General features: G+C 63.4%; 17 protein-coding genes and 1 tRNA gene. 11 read left to right on the top strand and 7 right to left on the bottom strand.

All coding sequences use genetic code 11. The features are described 5' to 3' along the window. Window positions 1–16: 16 nt before the first annotated feature. From VJZ71_01145 to VJZ71_01120, 6 genes are all read left to right on the top strand, one after another. Window positions 17–838 carry a MotA/TolQ/ExbB proton channel family protein gene (locus VJZ71_01145; GenBank protein HKQ46655.1) on the top strand — a complete coding sequence of 274 codons (822 nt, stop codon included), beginning with the start codon at window positions 17–19 and terminating at the stop codon, window positions 836–838. A 23-nt stretch (window positions 839–861) separates the two neighbouring features. Beyond that, window positions 862–1,299 carry a biopolymer transporter ExbD gene (locus VJZ71_01140; GenBank protein ID HKQ46654.1) on the top strand — a complete coding sequence of 146 codons (438 nt, stop codon included), beginning with the start codon at window positions 862–864 and terminating at the stop codon, window positions 1,297–1,299. Then, on the top strand, window positions 1,296–1,766 hold the full coding sequence (locus VJZ71_01135; GenBank protein ID HKQ46653.1) for a biopolymer transporter ExbD: 471 nt from the start codon (window positions 1,296–1,298) through the stop codon (window positions 1,764–1,766). Before VJZ71_01140 ends, VJZ71_01135 begins: the two co-directional genes overlap by 4 nt. A 4-nt stretch (window positions 1,767–1,770) precedes the next feature. Continuing rightward, window positions 1,771–4,437, top strand: coding sequence for a hypothetical protein (locus VJZ71_01130; protein ID HKQ46652.1), 2,667 nt, complete (start codon window positions 1,771–1,773; stop codon window positions 4,435–4,437). Further along, window positions 4,434–5,282: a hypothetical protein gene (locus VJZ71_01125; GenBank protein ID HKQ46651.1), complete on the top strand. Its 849-nt coding sequence runs from the start codon at window positions 4,434–4,436 to the stop codon at window positions 5,280–5,282. The genes VJZ71_01130 and VJZ71_01125 overlap by 4 nt, the downstream gene beginning before the upstream one ends. A gap of 81 nt (window positions 5,283–5,363) precedes the next feature. Further along, window positions 5,364–8,018, top strand: coding sequence for a hypothetical protein (locus VJZ71_01120; protein ID HKQ46650.1), 2,655 nt, complete (start codon window positions 5,364–5,366; stop codon window positions 8,016–8,018). Between the two features lie 5 nt (window positions 8,019–8,023). Here VJZ71_01120 and VJZ71_01115 read toward each other — a convergent pair whose 3' ends face one another. Then, the gene (locus tag VJZ71_01115; protein ID HKQ46649.1) at window positions 8,024–8,668 is read right to left on the bottom strand and encodes a hypothetical protein; all 645 of its coding nucleotides are present in this window, start codon (window positions 8,666–8,668) and stop codon (window positions 8,024–8,026) included. A 132-nt stretch (window positions 8,669–8,800) separates the two neighbouring features. On the opposite strand from VJZ71_01115, the gene VJZ71_01110 reads away from it, so the two are divergent. Both VJZ71_01110 and VJZ71_01105 read left to right on the top strand, forming a co-directional pair. Next, the gene (locus VJZ71_01110) at window positions 8,801–9,688 is read left to right on the top strand and encodes a type II CAAX endopeptidase family protein (GenBank protein ID HKQ46648.1); all 888 of its coding nucleotides are present in this window, start codon (window positions 8,801–8,803) and stop codon (window positions 9,686–9,688) included. 79 nt (window positions 9,689–9,767) lie between these two features. Next, the gene (locus VJZ71_01105) at window positions 9,768–11,051 is read left to right on the top strand and encodes a glycosyltransferase (protein HKQ46647.1); all 1,284 of its coding nucleotides are present in this window, start codon (window positions 9,768–9,770) and stop codon (window positions 11,049–11,051) included. 95 nt (window positions 11,052–11,146) lie between these two features. On the opposite strand, the gene VJZ71_01100 is transcribed toward VJZ71_01105, so the two are convergent. Next, window positions 11,147–11,839: a histidine phosphatase family protein gene (locus tag VJZ71_01100; GenBank protein HKQ46646.1), complete on the bottom strand. Its 693-nt coding sequence runs from the start codon at window positions 11,837–11,839 to the stop codon at window positions 11,147–11,149. Between the two features lie 209 nt (window positions 11,840–12,048). Here VJZ71_01100 and VJZ71_01095 point away from each other — a divergent pair, with 209 nt between their 5' ends. Continuing rightward, window positions 12,049–13,629 carry a hypothetical protein gene (locus tag VJZ71_01095; GenBank protein HKQ46645.1) on the top strand — a complete coding sequence of 527 codons (1,581 nt, stop codon included), beginning with the start codon at window positions 12,049–12,051 and terminating at the stop codon, window positions 13,627–13,629. Window positions 13,630–13,709: 80 nt separating this feature from the next. Here the strand turns inward: VJZ71_01095 and VJZ71_01090 are convergent, their stop codons facing one another. Together VJZ71_01090 and VJZ71_01085 are read right to left on the bottom strand one after the other, a co-directional pair. Continuing rightward, window positions 13,710–13,907: a hypothetical protein gene (locus VJZ71_01090; GenBank protein HKQ46644.1), complete on the bottom strand. Its 198-nt coding sequence runs from the start codon at window positions 13,905–13,907 to the stop codon at window positions 13,710–13,712. A 415-nt stretch (window positions 13,908–14,322) separates the two neighbouring features. Beyond that, window positions 14,323–14,396, bottom strand: a tRNA-Cys gene (locus VJZ71_01085). Between the two features lie 177 nt (window positions 14,397–14,573). On the opposite strand from VJZ71_01085, the gene rlmN reads away from it, so the two are divergent. Both rlmN and VJZ71_01075 read left to right on the top strand, forming a co-directional pair. Continuing rightward, a complete protein-coding gene (rlmN, locus tag VJZ71_01080; protein ID HKQ46643.1) occupies window positions 14,574–15,485 on the top strand; it encodes a 23S rRNA (adenine(2503)-C(2))-methyltransferase RlmN in 912 nt (303 codons plus the stop codon). 264 nt (window positions 15,486–15,749) lie between these two features. Next, window positions 15,750–16,943, top strand: coding sequence for a hypothetical protein (locus VJZ71_01075; protein HKQ46642.1), 1,194 nt, complete (start codon window positions 15,750–15,752; stop codon window positions 16,941–16,943). Between the two features lie 49 nt (window positions 16,944–16,992). Here the strand turns inward: VJZ71_01075 and VJZ71_01070 are convergent, their stop codons facing one another. The 3 genes from VJZ71_01070 to purD all read right to left on the bottom strand — a co-directional run bounded on the left by VJZ71_01070 (window position 16,993) and on the right by purD (window position 21,806). Next, window positions 16,993–18,942: a GNAT family N-acetyltransferase gene (locus tag VJZ71_01070; protein HKQ46641.1), complete on the bottom strand. Its 1,950-nt coding sequence runs from the start codon at window positions 18,940–18,942 to the stop codon at window positions 16,993–16,995. A gap of 42 nt (window positions 18,943–18,984) precedes the next feature. Continuing rightward, window positions 18,985–20,379 (bottom strand): UDP-N-acetylmuramoyl-L-alanine--D-glutamate ligase, encoded by a 1,395-nt coding sequence (gene murD, locus VJZ71_01065; protein ID HKQ46640.1) that lies wholly within the window; start codon window positions 20,377–20,379, stop codon window positions 18,985–18,987. Window positions 20,380–20,456: 77 nt separating this feature from the next. Then, window positions 20,457–21,806, bottom strand: a complete 1,350-nt coding sequence (gene purD, locus VJZ71_01060) for a phosphoribosylamine--glycine ligase (protein HKQ46639.1) — start codon at window positions 21,804–21,806, stop codon at window positions 20,457–20,459. Window positions 21,807–21,888 lie beyond the last annotated feature (82 nt).

Below are 21,888 nucleotides of genomic sequence, written 5' to 3'. Positions count from 1 at the left end.
ACGCCAAGGGCCCCACATGCACCGAGCGAAAATGTACTACCTTCGCGCTGCCGTCCTCGCAGCGATGGTCTTTGCCGGCAGCGCCACCGTAATCTTCGCCGCCGATACCCCCACGACCGCCGGAAAATCGCTCCTCCAGGTCATCCTCGAAGGGGCCGAGTGGCCGGGCGCGATCATCCTCCTGCTTTCCCTCGCCTCCGTGACCATCATCGTCGAGCATTTCTGGTCGATCCGGAACGCGACCATGCTGCCGGCGGCCGAGTTCGAGGAAACGCGCCAGCTCATCGAGGCCCGCAAGTTCAAGGAGTGCATCGAGTCCGTCCGTGCCAGCCGGTCGATGTTCGCTGACGTCCTGACGATCGGCCTGCGCCACGGGCGCAACGGCTTCGACGCCATGTACGAGGCCTCGCAGGAACGCGCCGCCGCCTGGTCCAGCCGCCTGTTTCGCAAGGTTGAGTATTTGAACATCATCGGAAATCTCGCCCCGCTCATGGGACTGCTGGGCACCGTGCTCGGAATGATCCGCGCCTTCGGCGCGATGCAGGATGCGCACGGCGCCTACAAACCGGAAAATCTTGCGGGCGGTATCAGCCTCGCCCTCGTCAATACCTTCCTCGGCCTCGCCGTCGCCATTATCTCCCTCGGCTTTTTCGGAATCTGCCGCAGCCGCGTGGACGCCTTCACGACCTCCGCGCACGCCGCCGTCATTGATCTCCTTGAATATTTCCGGCCGATCACCGTCGGTTCGGCGGTCGCGACCACCGCCAAAAACGATTCCGTCCCCAAGAACGATTCCATCTCCAAGAACGAGCCGGCGGCCGCGCCGGTGGCGGGCTGAGCGTTCCCTTAACGAGGACCGGCATGCGAAACATCCCATCGGCCGCATCCTTCGATCTCAACCTGGCCCCCATGGTCGATGTCATGATGTGCCTGCTCATTTTCTTCATGCTCGCCACGCGGATGGTGGAGCAGGAAATCAGCCGGATCGACCTGCCCGTCGCCCGTGCCGCGCAGGACCCGGAGGGCGGCGATCGCGACCGACGGATCGTCATCAACATCGCCGATGCCGACGGTCGCGGAGCACCCAGGTATCTGATCCGCGAGGAACCGCGCAGCCTGGCAGAAGTCCTGAATCACATCGACACTCAGGCGCAGGAGCATCCTGACATCACGTGCATGATCCGCGCCGATCGGCGGCTGCCCTACGGTCACATCGATGCCGTTCTGCAGGGTTGTGCCAGGGCGGGTGTGTCGGACATCACCTTCGGGGCGCTGCGGTACGACGGAGCCGGACCATGATGCCAAATCTGCACGGTCGCGCGCCGCGCGTCCGCATCCCCAACCTCGCGCCCATGGTTGATGTCGTCATGGTCATCCTCATTTTTTTCATGCTCGGAACGGGTTTCGCCACACCCGAAGGAGTGCTCCCGACGCGCTTACCTACTCAAATCGGCCCGGGGGGCGGCGCTCGGGTCTCCATCGTGCCCGTCGTGCGGATCGAACTCCGCGAATCGCCCGGGGGGCTGCGGATACTGGTCATGGGGCAGGCATTGGCCGAGAGTTCCTTTGACGTGTTGTCGAGCCTGCTCACCGAGAGAAAGGACGCCGGCGCTGACGCCGCGGGTCGCGTGCTCCTGTTGGCGGAGCCCGCCGTTCGCTTCGAAAGCGTCATTTCGGCCATGGACACCTGTCAGCGCGCCGGCTTTCCCAATCTCGAACTGGTCATCGGCGGCGGATCGACGCCGGTCCGTACCGACGAATCGTGATGACATGGACGCCCTCTCGCCGAGAACGCTGCGCCGAACGCCGCTGGCCCTGCTGGCGCTCGCGGGGTGCGCCGCGGCCGCCCTGGCACAGTCGCCGGACGTCGCGGAGCGCGAACCCGACGACGCCCTGCCGCGCGAGCAGCGGGCGCTTGTCGACGAACTCACCGACCGGGACATGCCGGAACTCGTGGAGGAGCTTCTCGCCGGTGCGCCCACCATGCACCGCATCCACATCGCCCGCGCCTACGCCAAGGCGGCGATCGGCGCCAAGGCGGACGTGGAGCGGCAGAAGTTTCTCGAAAAGGCCTCAAGCGAATACCGCCGCGCTCTCACGCTGGCCAGGGACTCCAATTGGCTGCGCGGCCTGCGCCGACGCTACGACATCGCCCTCTGGCAGGTCGAACTCTCTGAACTCATCCTTCGACGCCAGGCGGCCCCCGACCTGGATCGTTACGAAGTGACGAGCGGACTTGACTATGATCGCCCGCGAATCGTCGGCCTGCTGAACGACGCGCATCTCCTCTACAGACAATCGGCCGTCCGGTTGGACGAATTGCTCGTGGGCCTGCGCACCCAGGAAGAACAATATCTGCTCCTGGGCCTGGCCGCGAAGATCGCGCGGCTGGCCGAGCAGCGCCGCCTCAACGCCGCCTGGACCGCCGTCTATCTGGCGATGGTCGATCGCGACCCCGCCGAATCGGCCAATGATCCCGGCGCGCCGGGACGCCGCCAGGCCCTCCTCGATGGCGCGCTCGCCGATTTCGACGCGCTCGCCCGTTCCGCCAGAGACTCCGAGCAAAAATACAACGCCCTCCTGGGCGCGGGCGTCGCCCTTCGCGAGAGCGGTCGGACGACCGAAGCCCATTCCGCGTTCGATCGCGTCCGCCTGTCGGTCGCGTCGTCCGCGGTGATTATTCGCGCCCGCTTTGAACAGTCCCGGACGCATCTTGCCGCCGGGGAGTTCGACGCAGCCCGCCGGGAGCTGGCGGAACTGGAGCGAACGAACGATCCGGACGGCGCATCCAACTTCTATCAACGCCTCGCTCCGTTAGTGACCGCTTATAGCTACCTCCTGGAGTCAAAGGCCGCAGGCCGCAATGCCGCCAGCCGGGCCGCTCTGCGCGACAAGGCCGCGGCGGAATTCAACGAGATCGCCAAACAAGGCGGGCCGTGGACGGAAATCGCCCAAGTCTACCTTGCGGCGTTGCGCGGTCCGCGCCAGAACCTTGCCGAACTCGGCGACGCCGAATTGTCGCTGCTGTCCGCGCGCTGGATGAAAGAAGCCCAGTACCGACAGGCGATCGAACCCCTGACGCTGCTGCTCAGCCGCGCCGACAAAGACCCGGAGAGGACGGAAGCCGCCTTCAACCTGGCGGTTTGTCGTTTTCAGATCGGGGACCTATCCGCCGCCGCTGAACAATTCGAGGGCATTGCGCGGGAGGAATCGCGCGGCGATCTTGCCGAGCAGGCGGCCGTCTATGCCTATCATTGCCGGCGGCAGATCGCGAATTCGGAAAAATCGACCGCAAACTACGACAACCTCACCCGCGCCGCCACTCATTTGGCCGATCGTTATCCCCGCAATGATCTCGCTGGAGAAGCCCGTTGGGTCGCCGCCCTCGCGCACCAGGAGACGGGTCAATGGAACAGAGCCCTTGAGGCCTACGCCCGCATTCCAGAAAAGTCATCCCGTTATCGTTCCGCCCGCTGGGGCATCGCGATCTGCCGCCAGCGGCTCTACGATCAGCTTGCTCCCGACGCGGCTCACCAGGCTCGCCGTGAAGCCGCAAAGGCCGCCGCCGACGCCTGGATCGCCGTCGCCGGGATGCCGACCACCACTTCAACCGCCTCCCAGCCGTCAGTCGATGAAGCGAACCTCGCCGCCGCGGAGTTGTTGGCCGGTCCGGACCTGGAGCGCATCGATGACGCCCTGTCGATTCTGCAAAGAATGCCGCAATCCGAGCGCGTCCTGCTCCTTCGGCTTCGATGTCTTACCAGCCGGGGCGATGAAGCCGCTGCCCGCCGGGAATTCGACGCGATCCTGAATGACGCCTCCGGGGCGCAGCGCGGCCCTCTCCTCGCGGCGCTGGCCGCGCATTACGAAGGCGCCGCCCGCCGCTTACAAAAAGCCGACCGCACGGACGATGCGAAGAAGAACTGGTCCGCCTGCGCGGGCATCCTCCGCGAGCTGATCGCGTGGATGGACAAACAACCGGATGGCGACGAATTACGTCGCGCCGCGATCGCGGCCAGGGTCGGTTTGGCCGAGGCCCTCGTCCAGCTCGGCGAGTTTGCCGCGGCCCGCGCCCAATACGACGAGCTCATCGCCGCCGACCCGGCCAACGGCGACCATCTCCGCAGGGCGGCGCTGCTGGAAGAACAACTCGCCGCCAGCTCCAGCCATCCGGACGCCGCCGATCGCGCCGAAGCGCAATGGGGCAGGCTCCTCGAAGATGCTTCCCTCCGCCAACGCTCGCCCGAGGTCTATTGGGAGGCGCGGTATTACTGGCTCGCGCATCAACTCCGCCACGGTCGCGCGGCCGATGTATGGAAGGGAATAGAATCCGAAAAGGCGTGGTTCCCCGACCTCGGCGGCCCGCCATGGCAGGGGCGACTGCTGGAATTGGCCGCCAAGGCCCGCGAGGCCGATGGCCGCGGTGATTCGCAATGAACGCCAGCCGCCTATCGAAACATCGTCTGATGCCGTTCGCCGTCGCACTCGTCGCATTGATGCCTGGCGCCGCACTTGCACAACCAGAGGCCGACGACCTCGCGCACGCCGCCCGCCTCCTCGAAGATGTCCGTGACAATGTCTTTTCCTTCGACGATCCAGCCTTCTATTGGTTCTGCCGATTCGTCGCGTCGGGGAAAGCTGATGTCGCCCTTGCCGGCAAGGAATCCCCTGAATCGCTCCCCTGGACCCTGCTCCTCGAACGCCCCAGCGACTTTCGCGGCAAGCCCGTCGTCATCGAAGGCACACTGCAGGCCATCCGCGCTTTCGATGTAACCAACCGCGAGGGGCTCGGCAGGCTCTACCAATGCGAATTGTCGGAGACCGGCACCCGCGCGCTGGGCGCCGTCATTTGTACGCAGGAGCCATTGGCGGTTCCGCTACGTTCGCGCGTCCGCGTGAAGGGCTATTTCATCAAAGTTCGCGCCTTTCAAACCAGCGCCGGGGAAACCGGCGCCGGCCCGCTGATCGTCGCCAAGAACCTCCACCTCCTCTCGCCTCCCGCCACGGGCATTCCCGGCGGTGGACCGGCAGCCTCGCTCGATCGTTGGCTCATCCCCGGAATCGCGCTTCTGGCCATTCTCTGGCTGTGGCTGCGCCGTGCCGCAACGCGCCGAACGGCGGCACGAGACTCGCACCTTGCAGGCCGATCCGGTACGCGCGTCCCGGCGCGCCGGGACACCGACGACGATTTCGCATGGCTGCCGCCGGACAACGCCCCGCCGCGCGCGTCCGAGAACCCGGTGGACTCCAAGTCGTCAAACTCGACTCCCTCCGCATCCTGACTTGCATCACTTTGCGACCCGGCGACAATAGCCGAAGGGATGAAGACTTCACGGTTTAGTTCAAGGAATCTGCACCGCCCGATGAATCGACCGACCTTTCACTGCATCGCCCTGTTTGCCGCCATTGTGTTGACCGCGCGGGCCGGGGCCGCCGGCCATCCCGACGTGACCGTCCTCCGCATGGGTTCCGGTCAGATCACCAAAGACAAACCCGAAGATTCGTGGCGGCTGCCCATGGGGGCGAACGGACCCTTGCCGCAGGCCCTCGTACTCATGGGCAAGCAGCCCAAAGCGGCCAAGGAATTCCGGTTCCCCATGTCGCAGCCCGCCGATCCGGATGCCCCGCCAGAGATGGAGCAGGTTCCCGCCACCATCAAGTTCACCATTGCCGGTCAGGAACTGCCGCCGTGGAACCTGCACCCGTTCGTTACGGCCTACGTCATTAACCTCGACGTCATCCGCCGAAATCCGGAATACGCGACCGGTCGCATGGCCATCAAGGCCGTCCTCGAAAGCCGCGCCGATCAATTCGATTTTGCGGTGTTCGCCATGCCCGATCCGCTCCTGCTCAACGAGACGTTGAACGGGCCGATTGCGGCATTTTACGACGCCGCCTCGGACCCGGAGATCAAGGCGTACTTCAAGGCCCTGGCCTTCGAGATCGGCGGGGACAACGTCAACGCCCTCCTCGAATACCGCAAGCTCGCACAGTCGCAAAACGAGACGCTTGCCCGCATCGCCCGGCGCGGCGTCCGCCTGTTCGGCTTCGAAACGCGGCCGCGCAAGCTCTCCGGCAACTTCATGGAACATTGGCGCTGGGCGCTTTACCTCCAGCAGTGCAGCCTCTTCGGGCCGGCCTTCGGCGAATTCAACGAGTGCCGGGTCATCTACCCGCTGCACGCCGAGAGTCAGTTCCGCGCGGGCGAGATGCTCGATCGCCTCGACGCAAACCAGTTCAAGCAATTGCCCTACATGGAGCGCTGCTACGAGGCATCCTTCCCCAAAAAGGTCTCGCCCTGGTACACGCTCCTGGTCATCCTCGAATCGCGTCAGAACAAGTCCATTCCCAACGATCGCCTTTTCGATATCAAGGGCGACTGGATCGTCGTGCAGCGGATGGTCGAAGCGGCCACGGGCGGGGCTGTGCGGATCATCACTACCACGCACGAGTTCAAGGACGAGACCGCCCACGCCTTCCGCACATATCCAGGCGGCGTACACGGCCCTAAAGAGGACCTCGTCGGCGACCGCGGCTGGTTCGACAGCGTCATCTTCATCCGCCCGCGCGTCGCGACTGACAAGGAGCCCAATGTCCTGACCGCCGGTGGCGACAGCGGGCCGAAAGGCGCGGCGATCTCCTGCCTTTACGACGACGCCGGCTGGAAGGAGATGTTCCAAGCCTGGTATCAGCATTACACCTGGGCGGCGCACGTCGGCGAGATCGGCGAGGGGTATCCCGCCGGCGACGACCTCTGGGACTGCGGTCACCAACCAGTGCCGCATGAGACATACAGCCTTCGCGCGGCGCTGCGCTACAACTTCACTCCGGCGATGGCGTTGCGGCCGAAGATGACCGATTTGTGCTCGCCGGGCAATCATGTGCGACTCTGGCAAATCAAAGGACCATTTCCGGTACGCGAGTCCGGCAATAGTTCTGAGCCACTGCGACACCACGTACTCGATCCGATCAACTCCGGACCCTCCCTCCATACCGTCACCGTCGTCAGCGACGCCGACTTCGTTGATCTCGCCAAGCTGCTGGGCAAGTCCGGTGCGGCATTGGCCGAGGCTACGACGTGGGTGTATTCGCCGATCGACCAGGACGTCCGCATGTGGATCGGTCAGAACGACGGATTAGCCGCGTGGCTCAACGGCTGCCTGATCCACGAAGGCCGCTACTACTCCGCGGGCAACTACGAGGACAAGAATCTCGTCGATACCGTCGCCGCGCACGCCCCACTCAAGGCGGGCTGGAACGAACTGCGGTTGGTCGTCGAGGCCTGGCCCTCACCGCGCGATAAGGGCTGGGGCTTCTCCGTCCGCTTCTGCGACTTCAACGGCCAGGCCCTTCCCGGTCTGGCGTACCTCAACGAGCCGCCCGCCGAGGGACTCGTCCCGAAGTACACGCCGCCGAAGGCCGGCGAGCACTATTTGTGGCGCGACGTGAAGAAGGACTATCAGGAGTTTCTGCCGCGCCTCACCGCCACGGACTTGCAGCGGATCACCGGCATTCCCAACCTTGCCATTGACTTTCACATCGAAAAAGCGGGCGGCTTTTTTGCCCTCGCGGCGCCCGACCGCAAGGCGTCGGCGACCTATCGCGTCCTCTCGACAACCTGGCAACCGGGCAAGGACCAGGATGTCGCCGTGAACAACGTCCTCGACTGGGACCGTGAGGCCTGCGCGGCGCTCGCCTATCAGAAGGACGGCAAAGCCCGCGATCTTCTCTTCGTCAAACCCGAGGCCCTGACAGCATACGTCACGCTCCTGAACGAACCCGCCGACGCCAAATCTACCTTCGCCAATCGCCCCCGCGATGAGCGCTTCCTCGGCTATGTCGTCATCCCGGTCGCCTCGTCCAGCGGCGATCTTTCCCATTCCGTGACATCACGCACTCTGCTGGTGCTGGACACCTTCATCGGCGACGAGGTGAATTGGCCCCGCGACGAGGAAGACCTGATGAACCCGATCGCGCCGTATGTTCCCAACCCGCCGGATCCGCGGCCGCGGCCATAAGTTCCTCATTGCTGACTTCGTGGTCCCGCCAAGAAATACGCTGTTAGTCCTGACATTGCAAGAAATGCCATAATCGATGTGATTTGGCCGTAGCCTGATGCCGATGGATTGCCTCCCAGATCATTTCCGTTTCCTGTGATGGCTACGTCGATGACGCGCGGGCACCAGAGGAACATCGTAAGTAACGCGCCCAACTGCGCGGCGAGGGTCGCGTTCTTCCTAATCGTGTGGTGCGAAGCCCGGATGATGACCAGGGCGACGGCGAGACCTCCGAGTGCCCCGAACAACACGCCAACAACTTCAAGTGTAAACGTCAGCGCGCGATCGAGATGAGTATTGAACTGCGACAGCATATAGACAGAAATCACATGGCAAATGAGCGAAGTAACGGCGCTGGCAATGAAAAACACCGACACCATAGGAAGCGCGGCCCGCAATTCGCTCTTGATTTCCACCGACCGGCCAAAGTCGGGTTCAATTATCCATCCGCATTCCGGGCATCGGCCGCTTTCATGGCTTCGCAAGTCGTAGCCGCACTCGAGACACCATCGGTTTTGACGTCGCCGGTAGCGCCGCCAGCGCAGAAAATCAAAACGCAGGAGCCAGAGCAATAGCGCGCCGCCCGGACCCATTATCGCCAGCAAGACCACATCGTACTCGGTCATCTTGAGGCCCGCTCCGATGCCACTGCCATCATACCCGCAGGGTCCTCGCCGCACGGTCATTCCGCCGTCGAATTCCCGCCCATTCATCCCCAGTGGGACTGCGAGTATAATCCCGCCGTGGCCACTCCCAGCAAACCCTATCCCTCCATTCCGCGCGCGATCCTCCTGATCCTCACGGCCCTCGTGCTCCAGTTTTTCCTGAGCTTCGTCGGGGGGTTCCTCCTCTGTCGAATGGGACTGGAGTTTCAATCCTGGCACCTTGGTCTCATCAATTGCCTTGCTCTCGGCCTCGTCTATGCGTGGGGATGCCTCGAATCGGATGAATCAATCGGCGACCTGCTGCCCTTTCAGGGCGTAACGGTGGGCGGACTCATCGCCCTGAGCGTCACCGTGATCGGGATCAACGTGCTGATTTGCGAGTTACTCAATTTCTTGTCGTGGGCGCTGCCGCTGCGCGGCTTCTGGCGCGACATGCTCGAGATGCCGCTCGGTGACGAAGAGAACATTTACGGGGTACTCTTTTTCCTGGTCGTCGTGGCGCCGATCACGGAAGAGCCCCTTTTTCGCGGTTTGATTCTGAACGGCTTCCTGAACCGCTTCAAGGTCCGCTGGGCCATTGTGGCGTCATCCATTCTCTTCGCCCTGATGCATCTGAATCCCATCCAATTTCCGGTGGCGTTGATCCTCGGCATGCTGTTCGGCTGGTGGCGCGTCCATTCGCGCAGTCTTTGGCCGTGTCTGTGGGGTCATGCGCTCAACAACGGCCTGCCGACCATGCTCGCGATGGGGGGCGTGGAAATCGCGGGATACCCGCCGAGCGGAGCCGGGGGTCCACCGCGATTTCAGGCCCTCTGGCTCGACCTCTCCGGCGCTGCGCTGGTGCTCCTCGGCTTGGTCTGGACCGCCGCGATCTTCCGGAGGCAGTCTGCTCCCCCGATCGCACGGGCCGTAACCATACCGCTCCGCCCGCCTCTGGGAACCACATCGGAAGTCACCGGCCAGTAACGCAGCCCCTCCAAAAGCCGATAACCGTAAGGGCGGCTCCTCGCGCCGCCGGCGCGCTGCCTGGCCCGGGTACATCACCATGCCTCAACTCCTCGAACTCGGCATCCATGATCCGATTCCTCCGCAGATTGAACGACCGGCCGGCGGGCGGGCGGATGCGTCGCGGTCCGGGCGGGCCGTGCCCCAGGTCGGCCGGGGACGGAGGGTCGCGCTGTTGGCCGTGCATCATGTCCGCGTGGACGGTCAGACGCTCACGGGGGGGGCGGAAAAGTACATTCAGCAGGCGATTGAGGCGCTGCTGCGCGTCGGGACGCGGGTACACGTCGGCTATTCGGGAGACTCGATCTATGACGAGCTGCTTGCGGCGCACGGGCCGAATGAACTGACCGTCGAACGGACGGGCTGGCTGGATGAGAACCTGTCGGGCGACGCCCGGTTGGATTTGGGCGTGTTCCTTCAGCGGCGGCGGTGGTTGCGGGCGGTCCATGCGGACACGGTCTTCGCGGTACAGCAGGCGAGCGGCGGGGCGTTCGTGAACTCGCTGCTGGCGGCCAAATCGCTGCGGCTGCGGGTAGTGACGTCGATCCGGCAGATGCCGGAGACACCGGCCGAGGCCGCGCCGCGGTTGAAGGGAATGCTGCCCGCCCCGCGGCTGTGGCAGCGCCGGCCGGTCTGGCGGCGGCGAATCCCGGCGTGGTGTGCGGATGCCATGATCTTCAACAGCCGCCGCGTCGCGGAGGGTTACGCCCGGCAATATGGATTCAGCCGTGATCGATGTTGTGTTATCCGCAATGGTGAGACCGCACTGGGCGCCGTGCAAACACCGGCCGCGAGAGCGCTGCGAATTGCGGCCGTCGGTCGCGTCACGGCGGCGAAGGGAGCGGACACGCTCTTTGACGCATTTTCCATCGTCGCGCGGCGAAACCCCGCGGCACGGCTAACGTACTACGGCGACGGGCCGCTGGTGCCGATTCTGCAAGCGCGAGCACGAAATAGCGGCCTTGCCGAGCGGGTGCGCTTCGCGGGCTACTTGAGCGATCGCGCCCGGATCTACGACGAAGTGGATATTTGCGTGCAGGCCTCGCGCCGGGAGTCGATGGCCAACAGCGTCATCGAGGCGATGGCGCGGGGGATTCCGTGCATCGTATCCAATGTGGGTGGCTTGCCGGAGATGCTGGTGGACGAGGCGAGCGGACTGGTCGTGCCCCCGGAGGATGCGCGGAAGCTGGCGGAGGCCCTGGCACGGCTATTGACCGACTCGGACCTGTATTCGCGAATCCGCTCGGCGGCAGCTCGCCGCGCGCGAAGCCTGTTCGACCCGTACGAGTTCCAACGGGCGACGGTGGCGGCGATCTTGGGCTAACGACCGAAACAGGGTGGCACGGTCTGACAACAGTCAGGCCGTGCTGTGCCATTGAAGCCACGGCCTCGCTGCTGCGAGACCGTGCCACCCACGTACTACCACTCGGCGCCCTTCATTTCGGGCGCGCCGGTCGTCGGGCCGAAGGGGGATTCGGGGGCAATCAGGCCGGTCAGGTGTGACGTGTCGTTGAGCTGTAGCAGGCTGCTGACGCCGCCGCGGAAGCGAAGCAGGTGGACCGTGGCGTTGTCGATGACGAATTGGAACGCAGGACCGGGCCGGTCGGTCAGCCACGCCTCGATCAGCCGGGCGATCGGACTGCCGTGTCCGACGACGAGGACCTTGTCCTTCTCCCCGCGCCAACGGCCCTTGAGGTAGGCGGCAAAGGCCTGGGCCCGGGCGACCATTGCTTCAAAGGGTTCGTCGAGCGCGGGCCAGTAAATGGGGCCGTCACAATCCGGGCAGGCAACGACTCGGCCGGGATGATGTCCGACCAACTCCTCCACGCCGGGGAGGCCGCTTTCGATCCCGGACACCGAAGTAAGGCCGTGAAATTCGAATATTTCTTGTCGCAATCGGACCGGCTCCAGGTGCAGCGCCGCGATAGGCAATGCAGTCTCCAGACAGCGTCGGAAGGGGCTGCTATAGACGGCTGTGAATTGCGTGTCGGCGAAGCGGCGGGTCAGGGCATCGACTTGGCGCATGCCGAGCGGGGAGAGACCAGAGTTGAGACCCTCATCCTCCCCGGCGTTGGCCAGGGAGTGGGCATGTCGAACGAGATAAACCAGCACGCCGCACCTCGGCTCGTCGCCTCGGCCGCCCCCAATCCGGGACGGTCGGCGACGATCATAGCCTCTGGATCCGAGGGTGTCAGATTAGGCGTCGAAACGGGAGAATTATTGACAGGCTGGCCGGAAAGTCGTATTGTTTTGACAGGATGTTCCATCCTGACCACTGATTTGCGCAACAGGATGCGCACGCAAGACACGGAGGTACGCAAATGCGATCGGCGGTTTACAAGACTCTGTTGGTTACCATTCTGACGGCGGTCTCGGCGACGAGTTCCCTGGCCCAATCCAACCCCGGCGGGGCCTTTCCCTGGGAGGGTGAGGTCTCGGCGACCAATGTCTATGTCCGCAGCGGCGCGGGAAGCAACTGGTACCCGACGACGAAACTGAACCCGGGCGACCGGGTGCTGGTACTCGGAGAGAAGTTCGGGTGGTACCAGATCGCCCCCCCGGCTGGCAGCTTCAGCTACGTGGATATGGCTGTGGTCGATCGCAAGGCAGGGGCGAAGACCGGCACGATCAAGCAGGAGAAGGTCTACATCCGCGCCGGCAGCCAGTTGGAATCGAAGAAGAGCTCGACGCAGGTCGTGCTCAACAAGGGTGCGACGGTCGAGATTCAGGGCGAGGCCGAGGGCTTTTTCAAGATCGCCCCACCGATCGGCGCCACGCTTTACATCTCCAAGCAATACGTGAAGCCCGTGGGGGCGGATTTATCGACGGGCTTGGTCGAGCGGCATGTGAGCGCCAATCCGCCGCCCGTTGAGACGGCGACAAGCGATGCGCCACCCCCGGCCGGCGGTGCGATCGAATCGCCCGTGGGGATCGGCGAGACGGCGACTCCGGTCGATCCGGCGGCGAACATCTCCGGCTCTGGAACAACGCCGATCAGCGACCCGGGACAGGCGCAGCCTGTGCAACCGCCCATCGCTTCCGATACACCGACCGATCCGAATACCCCCGCTGCGAGTGTGGAGGATGGGCCGCTCGTGACGGCGCCCGGCACGACGGAGAGCGTCGACGAGATCGCCGCCCCACCAACGATGCCCAAGGCCGAGGAGGCGCAAAAGCCGGCGGTGCAGCCCGCGGAGAAGATCGCGCCGTCGGCCGGACGTTACCGGGCGATGCTGGATATTTTGGAGAGCGAACTGCGGGCGGTTTCGCAGAAGCCCTTTGATCAGCAGAACCTCGACGCCCTGGGCAAGCGTTACGATGAGATCGCGGCACAGTCCGACGACAACGTAACAGCGCAGATCGCCAAGATTCGCGCGCGGCAGATTCGCGATCGCGCGGCAATTCGCGATTCGCGGAAGGGCCTGCGAACCGACGAGGTCGAGCTGGCCAATTATCGCGCCAACATGGACGCCGAGCGGATGAAGCTCATGCGCCGGCGGACCGAGGCGGCCATGGTGAAGTTCGACCTGGAAGGCGAACTACGAAAGAGCGCCGTCTTCACGTCGGACCACCGCCGCTTCCGGCTGGTCGGTCAGGACAGCAACGAAACGATCGCCTATGTGGACATACCCCGTTCGGTCGAACCCGATGTCGAGCACCTGGTCGGACGATTGGTGGGCATTCACTCGGCCGGTCAGACGTTCAGCCCATCGGCGCGACTGCCGATCGTCGTCGCGGCGAGCGTGACGGATTTGACACCCCGCGCGCACATCGGGCAGGATGAGGCGCGACCAACGACACCCATTGAACCCGCCATTTCGCCGCGGGAGACGCCAGCGGCTGACGGACAAAAAGCAACCGAAGCCAAGAAGACGGCGAAGGCCCCCGACGTGGACGATTAGTCCCCGGCCGTCCGGCTATCCTCAATGCGCCGCGGCGGCGCGCTTCTGGATCTTTTCAGAAGACAGATCTTCCTTGAGTGCTATGCGAAAGCGTCGCTGAGCTGCGAAATGCGGCGCCGGGCCTCCACGCGGGCGGCGTCAATCAAGGCGCCCAGTTGCTCAATGCTCATGCGGGCCAGCTTCATGACGCTGGTGGTTGTGCCGCGCGGCCGACCGACGCCCCGGGCATATCCGCGGCGAGCGCCGACTTTTCGCGGCCGACCGACGCGTCGCGCCATGGGACGTCCCCGGCGCTTGCCGTTAGCCTTGCGGCGGCGACCGTGCATCGCACTCATGTGCCGCGCCAAATGCGCCGGCATTGAGAACGATCGCTTGCACGCGTCACAACGTAAACTGTTTCTTGCCATTTCCATTTACTCCCTGACATCCTGGAACGGCTGACATCAGCCGAATCCGACATAGAAGCATACCGCAGTAATAGCCCATTCCGCAATAAGGGATTTTGCCGATCGGTATTGTCCAGCGGGAATGGCATGGAGGGGACAATCAATGCGAATGGATGCAGTGAATGGGCCCCAGTGCGAGGCAGTGGTAGGCTTCGCCGGTACGGTCTCGCCAAAAGCATAGAGAGGCCAACACCGTGCATGGTAACACGCGTTGGATATAGTGATTACAATCGTTGGTCGTGTCGAAAGGCCGCGGTCGGATTCGAACCGACGAATAACGGATTTGCAATCCGTCCCCTTGAACCACTTGGGTACGCGGCCGACTTATTTTGGGGCCGTACTTCCCTGAGAAGGGTATCATTGTCCGCGAATCCGCCCGCGTCAAGGTGAGGCGAGCACGGGGCCGTTTTTCTGAAGTCTCTCGGCGATTCATGGCCGTACGTTGAGACGGGAAGCCGGTCGGACTATGTTATCCCTTTATTGGAGGCCTGGCTCCATATGACCGCCGCTTTGGTTCTTCGAGATGCTTCCAATGACCAGTCCGGAAAGACGGACGGCGTCTTGCCCGTGACGCGCTCACTCCTCGACGGCGACGTGGTCAAGTTTTGTCAGGGCACGCCCGAGGGCTATGAGATTGAATCCGTCATTGTCCCAATGGGGGCCCGCGATACGACGTGGCGGACGCTCTGCGTCTCTTCGCAGATCGGGTGTGGCCGGGGCTGCACGTTTTGTCAGACAGGGCGAATGGGACTGCTGCGCAATCTTTCGGTGGCGGAGATTCTCGGGCAAGTCTCGGCGGCGCGGCGTCATTTTGGGGCGAATATCCGCAATGTCGTATTCATGGGGATGGGCGAGCCGCTCGACAATTTCGACAATGTCATTGCCGCCATTCGGGCGATGCATGACGACCGGGTCGAGTCGATACCCCGCCGTCGAATCACGGTTTCCACCGTCGGCCGCTGTGACGGCATTCGGCGCCTGGCGGCGCTTCGCTGGCGGCGATTGAAACTGGCCGTTTCTCTGAATGCACCGAACGACGAAATCCGGTCACGGATCATGCCGATTAATCGGACGGATTCGATGGCGGCGCTGCGCGAGGCCATCGGCGAATACCCGGTGCGGGCCGGCGGACACGTTTTGATTGAATACGTGCTCTTGGGCGGAGTTAATGACGCACCAGAGCATGCCGAGGAATTGGCGGATTATCTGCGGGGGCTGCGGACGTGCGTCAATCTGATTCCTTGGAATCCGTGCGAAGGCCTGCCGTTTGAGCCACCGGCCGAGGCAAACGTCATTCGCTTTCAGGAAACGCTGATGCGACTGGGGCAGTTGACATTTCGTCGAAATACGAAGGGGCAACGAGCCATGGCAGCGTGCGGGCAGCTTGGAAAGATCCCGTTTTTCACCTGAATTTCTCCGCCCAGCTTTTTCTCCCGCAGTTTCCAACCGTCGCAACCCCTAGTCGCCGCAAACCCTGTACGCGTCGGCCATCCCGCCATTCACCCGCTCCAGTCGGAAGAGATGCGTTCTGACAGGAACGCCTCCACTCTTGGCCCAAACTCTGGCACGAGTATTGCATAGACGCAGTTGCGAAGCCAATGTCGGCCAGCCCCACGTTGCGGCGGCGTCATCGGGCGAGTCTAATTGAGGAATCTCGCAAGGAGGTGTCTTGAGGTGGGTAAGTCGATCGCATACTTTGATGAGCCGACCGATTTTTCGCTCGTGCAGGGCGGGCCACTCTTCCAGCTTCTCCTGCGTACCGGGCTGGTCAGGCCCTCGATGGACCTCGTCGCCCGACGGATCGTCGTGATTTCGCTCGTGGCCTGGCTGCCCCTGCTCGTGTTGACGCTTTTATCAGGTCACGCCGTCGGCGGGCTGGGGGTGCCGTTTCTCTATGACATCGGTGCGCACGCGCGATTTCTCTTGTGTGTGCCGCTTCTTATCGCCGCCGAGGTGACCGTTCATCGGCGAATCAAGGGGGTCGTCCGGCAGTTCCTGGAACGCGGCATCGTCACGCCCGAGTATCGGCCGCAATTCGAGGGCCTCATTGCCTCGGCGATGCGTCTGCGGAATTCGATGCTCGCGGAAGTGGTGGTGCTCGCATTCGCACTCGTCGGCGGTTACTGGTTTGGGAATAAGTACGTCGAGACGCATGTGCCAACATGGTACTCGGCTCCGATCGGCGACCAGCAGCAGCTCACCGCGGCCGGTTACTGGTACTTTTGCGTCAGCTTGACGATCGGGCGTTTACTGTGGATTCGATGGTACTTTCGCCTGTTCATCTGGTGCCGTTTTCTCTGGCAGGTCTCCCGACAGATTCCGTTGAACTTGAATGCGCTTCACCCCGATCGGGCCGCCGGGCTCGGCTTCCTGGGAGGCAGCGTCTTCGCCTTTGCACCCGTCCTGCTCGCGCATTCCGTCGTGTTCGCCGGCGTATTCGGCGGAAAGATCTGGCATGAAGGCGCCACGCTACCCCAATTCAAGCTGGAGATTGTCGCCTGGATGATCTTCCTGCTGCTGCTCGTTTTAACGCCGCTGCTCTTCTTCGTGACCCAACTGGCCAATGCGAGACGAACAGGGTTGCGGGAGTACGGCATCGTCGCGAGCGGCTATGTCGCGGAATTTCGCAGGAAGTGGATCGAGGGCCGCACGGCGGAAGGCGAGTCGCTGGTGGGAAGCGCGGACATTCAGTCGCTGGCCGATTTATCAAACAGCTTCGAGGTCGTGCGCGAAATGCGGCTGGTTCCGTTTGGAAAGGTAACGGTCTTCCGGTTGGCGCTGTTGATTGCCCTGCCACTGCTCCCCCTGACACTCACGATGATCCCACTCGAGCAGTTGATCGATCGTGCGGTGGGGGTGATCTTCTGAGGATTGCGAGGGCCCCGGTTCGGCAGCGAATCCCGCTGTTGGGCGCGGCCTAATCCTCCGATGACTCGGCGCGCCGGCGGGAGCGCTTTTTCTCAAACGGGATCCGCAGTTGATACTCGCCTTCGTTCAGTTCGCTCTCGACAGGATATCCGCACTTGTGGAAGATTCGGAGCATCCCTGAGTTGTCCATGAGCACGTCGGCGGTGAAGCCGGCGATGCCGTGCTCGCGGGCCACGGCCACCAGTCCGTTCATCAGGGCCGTGCCGACGCCCTTGCCCTGCCAGTCGTCGCGGACGAGAAAGGCGGCGTCGGCGAAATTGGTGTGCAGGTTCTTGGAATAGTGCGCAATTCCGATCATGTCGGCATCCTCATCGGATTCGCTGGTGAGCACGACGAGGGCCATGTCCGCGTCGTAATCCACGCGGAGGAACTGTTGCAGCTTCTCGTGCGGCATGGCCTTGATCATTCGGAAAAAGCGATAGTGGATCGACTCCGGAGAGAGCTTGTAGAACATCTCGCGGAGCAGCGTTTCGTCGGTGAGCTTGATCGGCCGCATGAAGGCTTGTGCACCATCCTTGAGCGTCAGCGTCCGTTCCAGTGTATCCGGGTACTCCGGCGTCCGTACCGCGAGTTCGATCTGGTCCGCATAAATGAGATGCCGCGCCTTGGCCTCGGCCATGAGCCACGGGCGGAACTTTGGGTCGGCGATCTGTATGAGGGCCATGGCCCGCTCGCGCATGGTCTTACCGTGCAGATAGGCCGAACCATACTCGGTCACGACGTAATGCACATCGCCGCGGCTGGTCACCACGCCGGCGCCCTGTTTCAAGTACGGTACGATGCGCGAAATCGTCCCATTCTCGGCCGTCGAGGGCAGGGCGATGATCGGCTTGCCGCCCTTGGAACGCGCCGCGCCGCGCGTAAAGTCAACCTGTCCGCCGATGCCGCTGTAGAACATGGGCCCCAGCGAGTCCGCGCAGACCTGACCGGTCACATCCACCTCGATCGCCGAGTTGATCGAGATCATCTTCGCATTCTGAGCAATGATGAACGGGTCGTTCACGTAATGGGTCGGACGGAATTCGATCAGGGGGTTGTTGTCGATGAAGTCGTACAACCGGCGCGAGCCCATGACGAAGCTGGCGATGATCTTTCCGCGGTGCAGCGTTTTTTCGGAATTCGTGATGATCCCCTGCTCCACGAGGGGGATGATTCCGTCGCTGAACATCTCGGTGTGGATGCCGAGGTTCTTGAAGTCCGTGAGGTAGTGAAGGACCGCGTCGGGGATGGTGCCAATGCCCAATTGCAGCGTCGCTCCGTCCTCGACGAGATTGGCGATGTGCCGGGCGATCCGCTGAGACAGTTCGTCCGGCTCGCCCTGCACCGCCTCCAGGATCGGCCGGTCACTTGGTACGATCAGGTCGATGTCGCGGACGTGAATGAAACAGTCGCCCAGCGCTCGGGGCATCTGTTCGTTCACTTCAGCGATCACGAACTCGGCGCATTCGGCGGCGGGTTTGACGACGTCCGTCGAGACGCCGAAGCTGCAATAGCCGTGTTCGTCCGGTGGGCTCACTTCGATCAGCGCGACATCGATGACCACGCGGCCGGTCTTGAAGAGGGCCGCGATCTCGGACAGGAAGATGGGCGTGTAATCCGCGCGGCCCTGGGCGACGGCCTCGCGGACATTGGGGCCGATGAAAAAGGCGTTGTGTCGAAAGCGGTCGCCCAAACGCGGCTCGGCATAGGTCGCCACGCCGAGCGTCATGATGTGCACGATCTCGGTGTCGGAAAGATCCTCGCGGGCGGAGAGCGCCTCGACGAGCGATTGCGGCTCGCCGGCGCCCGAGCCGATGAAGACGCGATGACCGTGGCGGACGCGGGCGACGGCCTTTCGGGCCGTCGCAATTTTCTCGGGGTAGCGGGCTTGCCAGGCGGGCGTGGGAAGGCTCGCGGCGCGGCCGGGGACAGGGGGAGTATCCAGTATGGTGGTGGACATGGCGTGTACCTCTATTGGAGATAGCCATGCAATTTGCGTGCCTTAGGGCCAGCCCAGCACGGTTTTCTTGAAATGGTCACCTCGCTCTTCGTAATTCTTGAACCAGTCGTAACTTGCGCATGCAGGCGACAGGAGGACCACGTCTCCTTTTTCCGCCAATTCGCGGGCAGAATCAATCGCTTCCGAAAACGTCGTCGCCGTGCGGATTTCTGGGCCAGGCGTGTCGCACTTGGCCGAGACGATGGCGGCCGCGATTTGGGGCGCCGTTTGACCGATGCAGACGGCGGCTTTGGCTCGCTGGGCAATCAGGCGTCCCAATTCTTCGAAAGGACTGCCCTTGTCGGAGCCGCCGACCATCATCACGACGCCGCCGTCGAAAGCGCGGAGCGAGGTCATCGCGGCGTCCGGCGTGGTCGCCTTGGAGTCGTTGTAATATTTGACGCCCTGATACTCTCGGACGAATTCGAGGCGATGGACCAGACCGGCAAAGTGGGCGAGCGCGACGCAGGACGCAGGGTCAGTGACGCCGAGGATGCGAGCAACGGCCAGGGCGGCGGCGGCGTTCTGCAGGTTATGCAGACCGGGCACGGCGAGTTGAACGGCGGTATCACTGGTTGGCAAGCCGGTTTCAGCGCGGCCTTCGATTCGAATGCGGCGCGATGTTGCGTCGATCCCGTAACGAACGAGTTGCCGCCGATCCGTCCAGTCGGCCGGTAGATGTTCGATTCCCTCCCCTTTTGGCATGACGACCCAGTCATCGGCCGACTGAAAGCGGTAGATGTTCGCTTTGGCGTCGGCGTAGGCCGGCATGGTTCCGTGGCGATCGAGATGGTTGTCGCGGAGGTTCGTCACCACGGCGATTTGCGGGCTGCGACGGATTTGTGCCGCGTCTTCCAGTTGAAAACTCGATAGTTCCAGTACGACAATATCGCGTTTACCGATGGACGGCAGTTCATCCAGAAGCGACTTGCCAATGTTGCCGCCGAGCCAGACGCGGCCGTGCCCCCAGCCGGTGGATCGGTGCGCGGATTCCAGAATCGCGCCAATCATCGCCGTCGTCGTGCTCTTGCCGACGGTACCGGTGATGCCGACGATTTGGCCGCGGCAGCGCTGCAGGAAGAGATTCATCTCGCTGGTCCATGGGATGCCCCGGCGAATGGCGGCCTTGAAGAAATCGGATTTCACCTTGTCCACAGCGGGACTGACAACAAGGAGATTGCAGCCGTCGAGGTCGCATTCGTCGTGGCTGCCCAGGCGGTGCGTGAATGGAAGTCCTATGAGCGCATCGAGACTCGCGGCAAGATCGTCACGGGTTGCCAAGTCGGTCACGTGGACGTTCGCGCCTTGCTTGCAGAGCCAGCGCGTGACGCCGATACCGCCGCCGAAACGGCCGAGGCCCATGACGACGATGCGCTTCCCGGAGAATTCGTGGGTCATACCGCATCCCTGCGTTATCGCCACGGCCTGATCGAAGCGATCAGACCGTGCCACCCGACCAAGCTGGGCAGCCCGCTCTATCTTCCCGACACGCGCATGGCGATGTCGCCGCGAAAGTACGCGCCCTTGAACGAGATTTGCTGCGTCGCTTCGTAGGCCCGCCGCCGCGCCTGCGCGATGCTTTCACCGTGCGCCGTTACGCCGAGCACGCGCCCCCCCGCCGTCACCACCTCCCCTTTGGAAACGGCCGTGCCGGCGTGAAAGACCTGTACGCCGTCCAGCGCCGCGGCCTCTGTCAAGCCGCTGATCGATTCGCCTTTGGCGTATTGCTCCGGGTAACCGGCCGAGGCCATGACAACACAAACGGCCGAGTCAGAACTCCAACGAAGCTCGATCTGGTCCAGCGTGCCGTTGACCGTCGCCTCCAGGGCGTCGAGCAAATCGCTTTCCATGCGCATCAATATCGGCTGAGTTTCCGGATCGCCGAAGCGGCAGTTGAACTCGAGGACCTTCGGCCCCCCCGCCGTCATCATGATGCCCGCGTAGAGCACGCCGCGATAAACGACTTCGTCCCGCCGCAGGGCATCGACGATCGGCACGTACACTTCGCGCTCGATCGTCGCCAGGTCGGCCTCGGTCAAAACGTCCGACGGGCTGTAGGCCCCCATGCCGCCCGTATTCGGCCCGGTCTCATTCTCGCCGAGCCGCTTATGGTCGGAGGCGGTCTCCAGGGTGTAAATCGTCTGGCCGTCGATCAAGGCGAGGACACTGACCTCGCGGCCGAGCAATAGTTCCTCGATGACGACCCGGCGGCCGGCGTCGCCGAGTTTGCGCTGGACCATAAGTTCTTCGAGCGTCAGTAGCCCGTCCGCCGGGTCGTGGTGGACGAAGACGCCCTTGCCTTTGGCGAGACCGCTGGCCTTGATGACGATGCCCTCATCGCGGGTGGAGACGTAGTGGCGGGCCATGTCGTAGCCGCTTTGAAAGCCGGGCGATGCGGCCTCGTCCTTGTCGCGACCGGCCTGCTTGGCCTGGGCGATTTCCTGATTGGTGGGACCGAAGACGCGGCACTCGGCGGTCGGCACGCCGGCCTCGCGCATGAGCTGCTTGGCGAAGGCCTTGTCGCCCTCGAGGCGGGCGGCGGCGGCGAATGGACCAAAGATCCTCAGGCCGGCGGACTCGAATTGATCGACGATTCCGCCGCAGAGCGGGTCTTCCGGCCCGACGACGGTCAGGTCGATGCGTTCCTTCCTGGCGAAGGCGAGGAGCTTCTCGATGTTGTCGGCGGGGATGTTGACGTTTTCGGCGAGGTGGGCCGTGCCGGCGTTGCCGGGGGCGCAGTACAGTCGGGGCCGGCGCGGTGATGCCGCGAGTTTCCAACAAATCGCGTGCTCGCGCCCGCCGCTACCGATGACGAGGATTTTCATTGCGACCGGATTCTACCGGTTCTTGCGAACCTCACCAGCCCGGGGGATCGCCCCCGTCGTGACGCATCGGTTGCAAGGTCGA

The organism is Phycisphaerae bacterium (assembly GCA_035275405.1).
Classification (GTDB): domain Bacteria; phylum Planctomycetota; class Phycisphaerae; order UBA1845; family UTPLA1; genus DATEMU01.
The sequence above is the reverse complement of the archived record's forward strand: the minus strand, read 5'-3'. Positions and strand labels throughout refer to the sequence as shown.

Coding starts and splice junctions, on each gene's coding strand:
- VJZ71_01145 (HKQ46655.1), top strand. CDS start 17: ATGCACCGAGCGAAAATGTACTACCTTCGCGCTGCCGTCCTCGCAGCG.
- VJZ71_01140 (HKQ46654.1), top strand. CDS start 862: ATGCGAAACATCCCATCGGCCGCATCCTTCGATCTCAACCTGGCCCCC.
- VJZ71_01135 (HKQ46653.1), top strand. CDS start 1,296: ATGATGCCAAATCTGCACGGTCGCGCGCCGCGCGTCCGCATCCCCAAC.
- VJZ71_01130 (HKQ46652.1), top strand. CDS start 1,771: ATGGACGCCCTCTCGCCGAGAACGCTGCGCCGAACGCCGCTGGCCCTG.
- VJZ71_01125 (HKQ46651.1), top strand. CDS start 4,434: ATGAACGCCAGCCGCCTATCGAAACATCGTCTGATGCCGTTCGCCGTC.
- VJZ71_01120 (HKQ46650.1), top strand. CDS start 5,364: ATGAATCGACCGACCTTTCACTGCATCGCCCTGTTTGCCGCCATTGTG.
- VJZ71_01105 (HKQ46647.1), top strand. CDS start 9,768: ATGCCTCAACTCCTCGAACTCGGCATCCATGATCCGATTCCTCCGCAG.
- VJZ71_01095 (HKQ46645.1), top strand. CDS start 12,049: ATGCGATCGGCGGTTTACAAGACTCTGTTGGTTACCATTCTGACGGCG.
- VJZ71_01090 (HKQ46644.1), bottom strand. CDS start 13,907: ATGGCGCGACGCGTCGGTCGGCCGCGAAAAGTCGGCGCTCGCCGCGGA.
- rlmN (HKQ46643.1), top strand. CDS start 14,574: ATGACCGCCGCTTTGGTTCTTCGAGATGCTTCCAATGACCAGTCCGGA.
- VJZ71_01070 (HKQ46641.1), bottom strand. CDS start 18,942: ATGTCCACCACCATACTGGATACTCCCCCTGTCCCCGGCCGCGCCGCG.
- murD (HKQ46640.1), bottom strand. CDS start 20,379: ATGACCCACGAATTCTCCGGGAAGCGCATCGTCGTCATGGGCCTCGGC.
- purD (HKQ46639.1), bottom strand. CDS start 21,806: ATGAAAATCCTCGTCATCGGTAGCGGCGGGCGCGAGCACGCGATTTGT.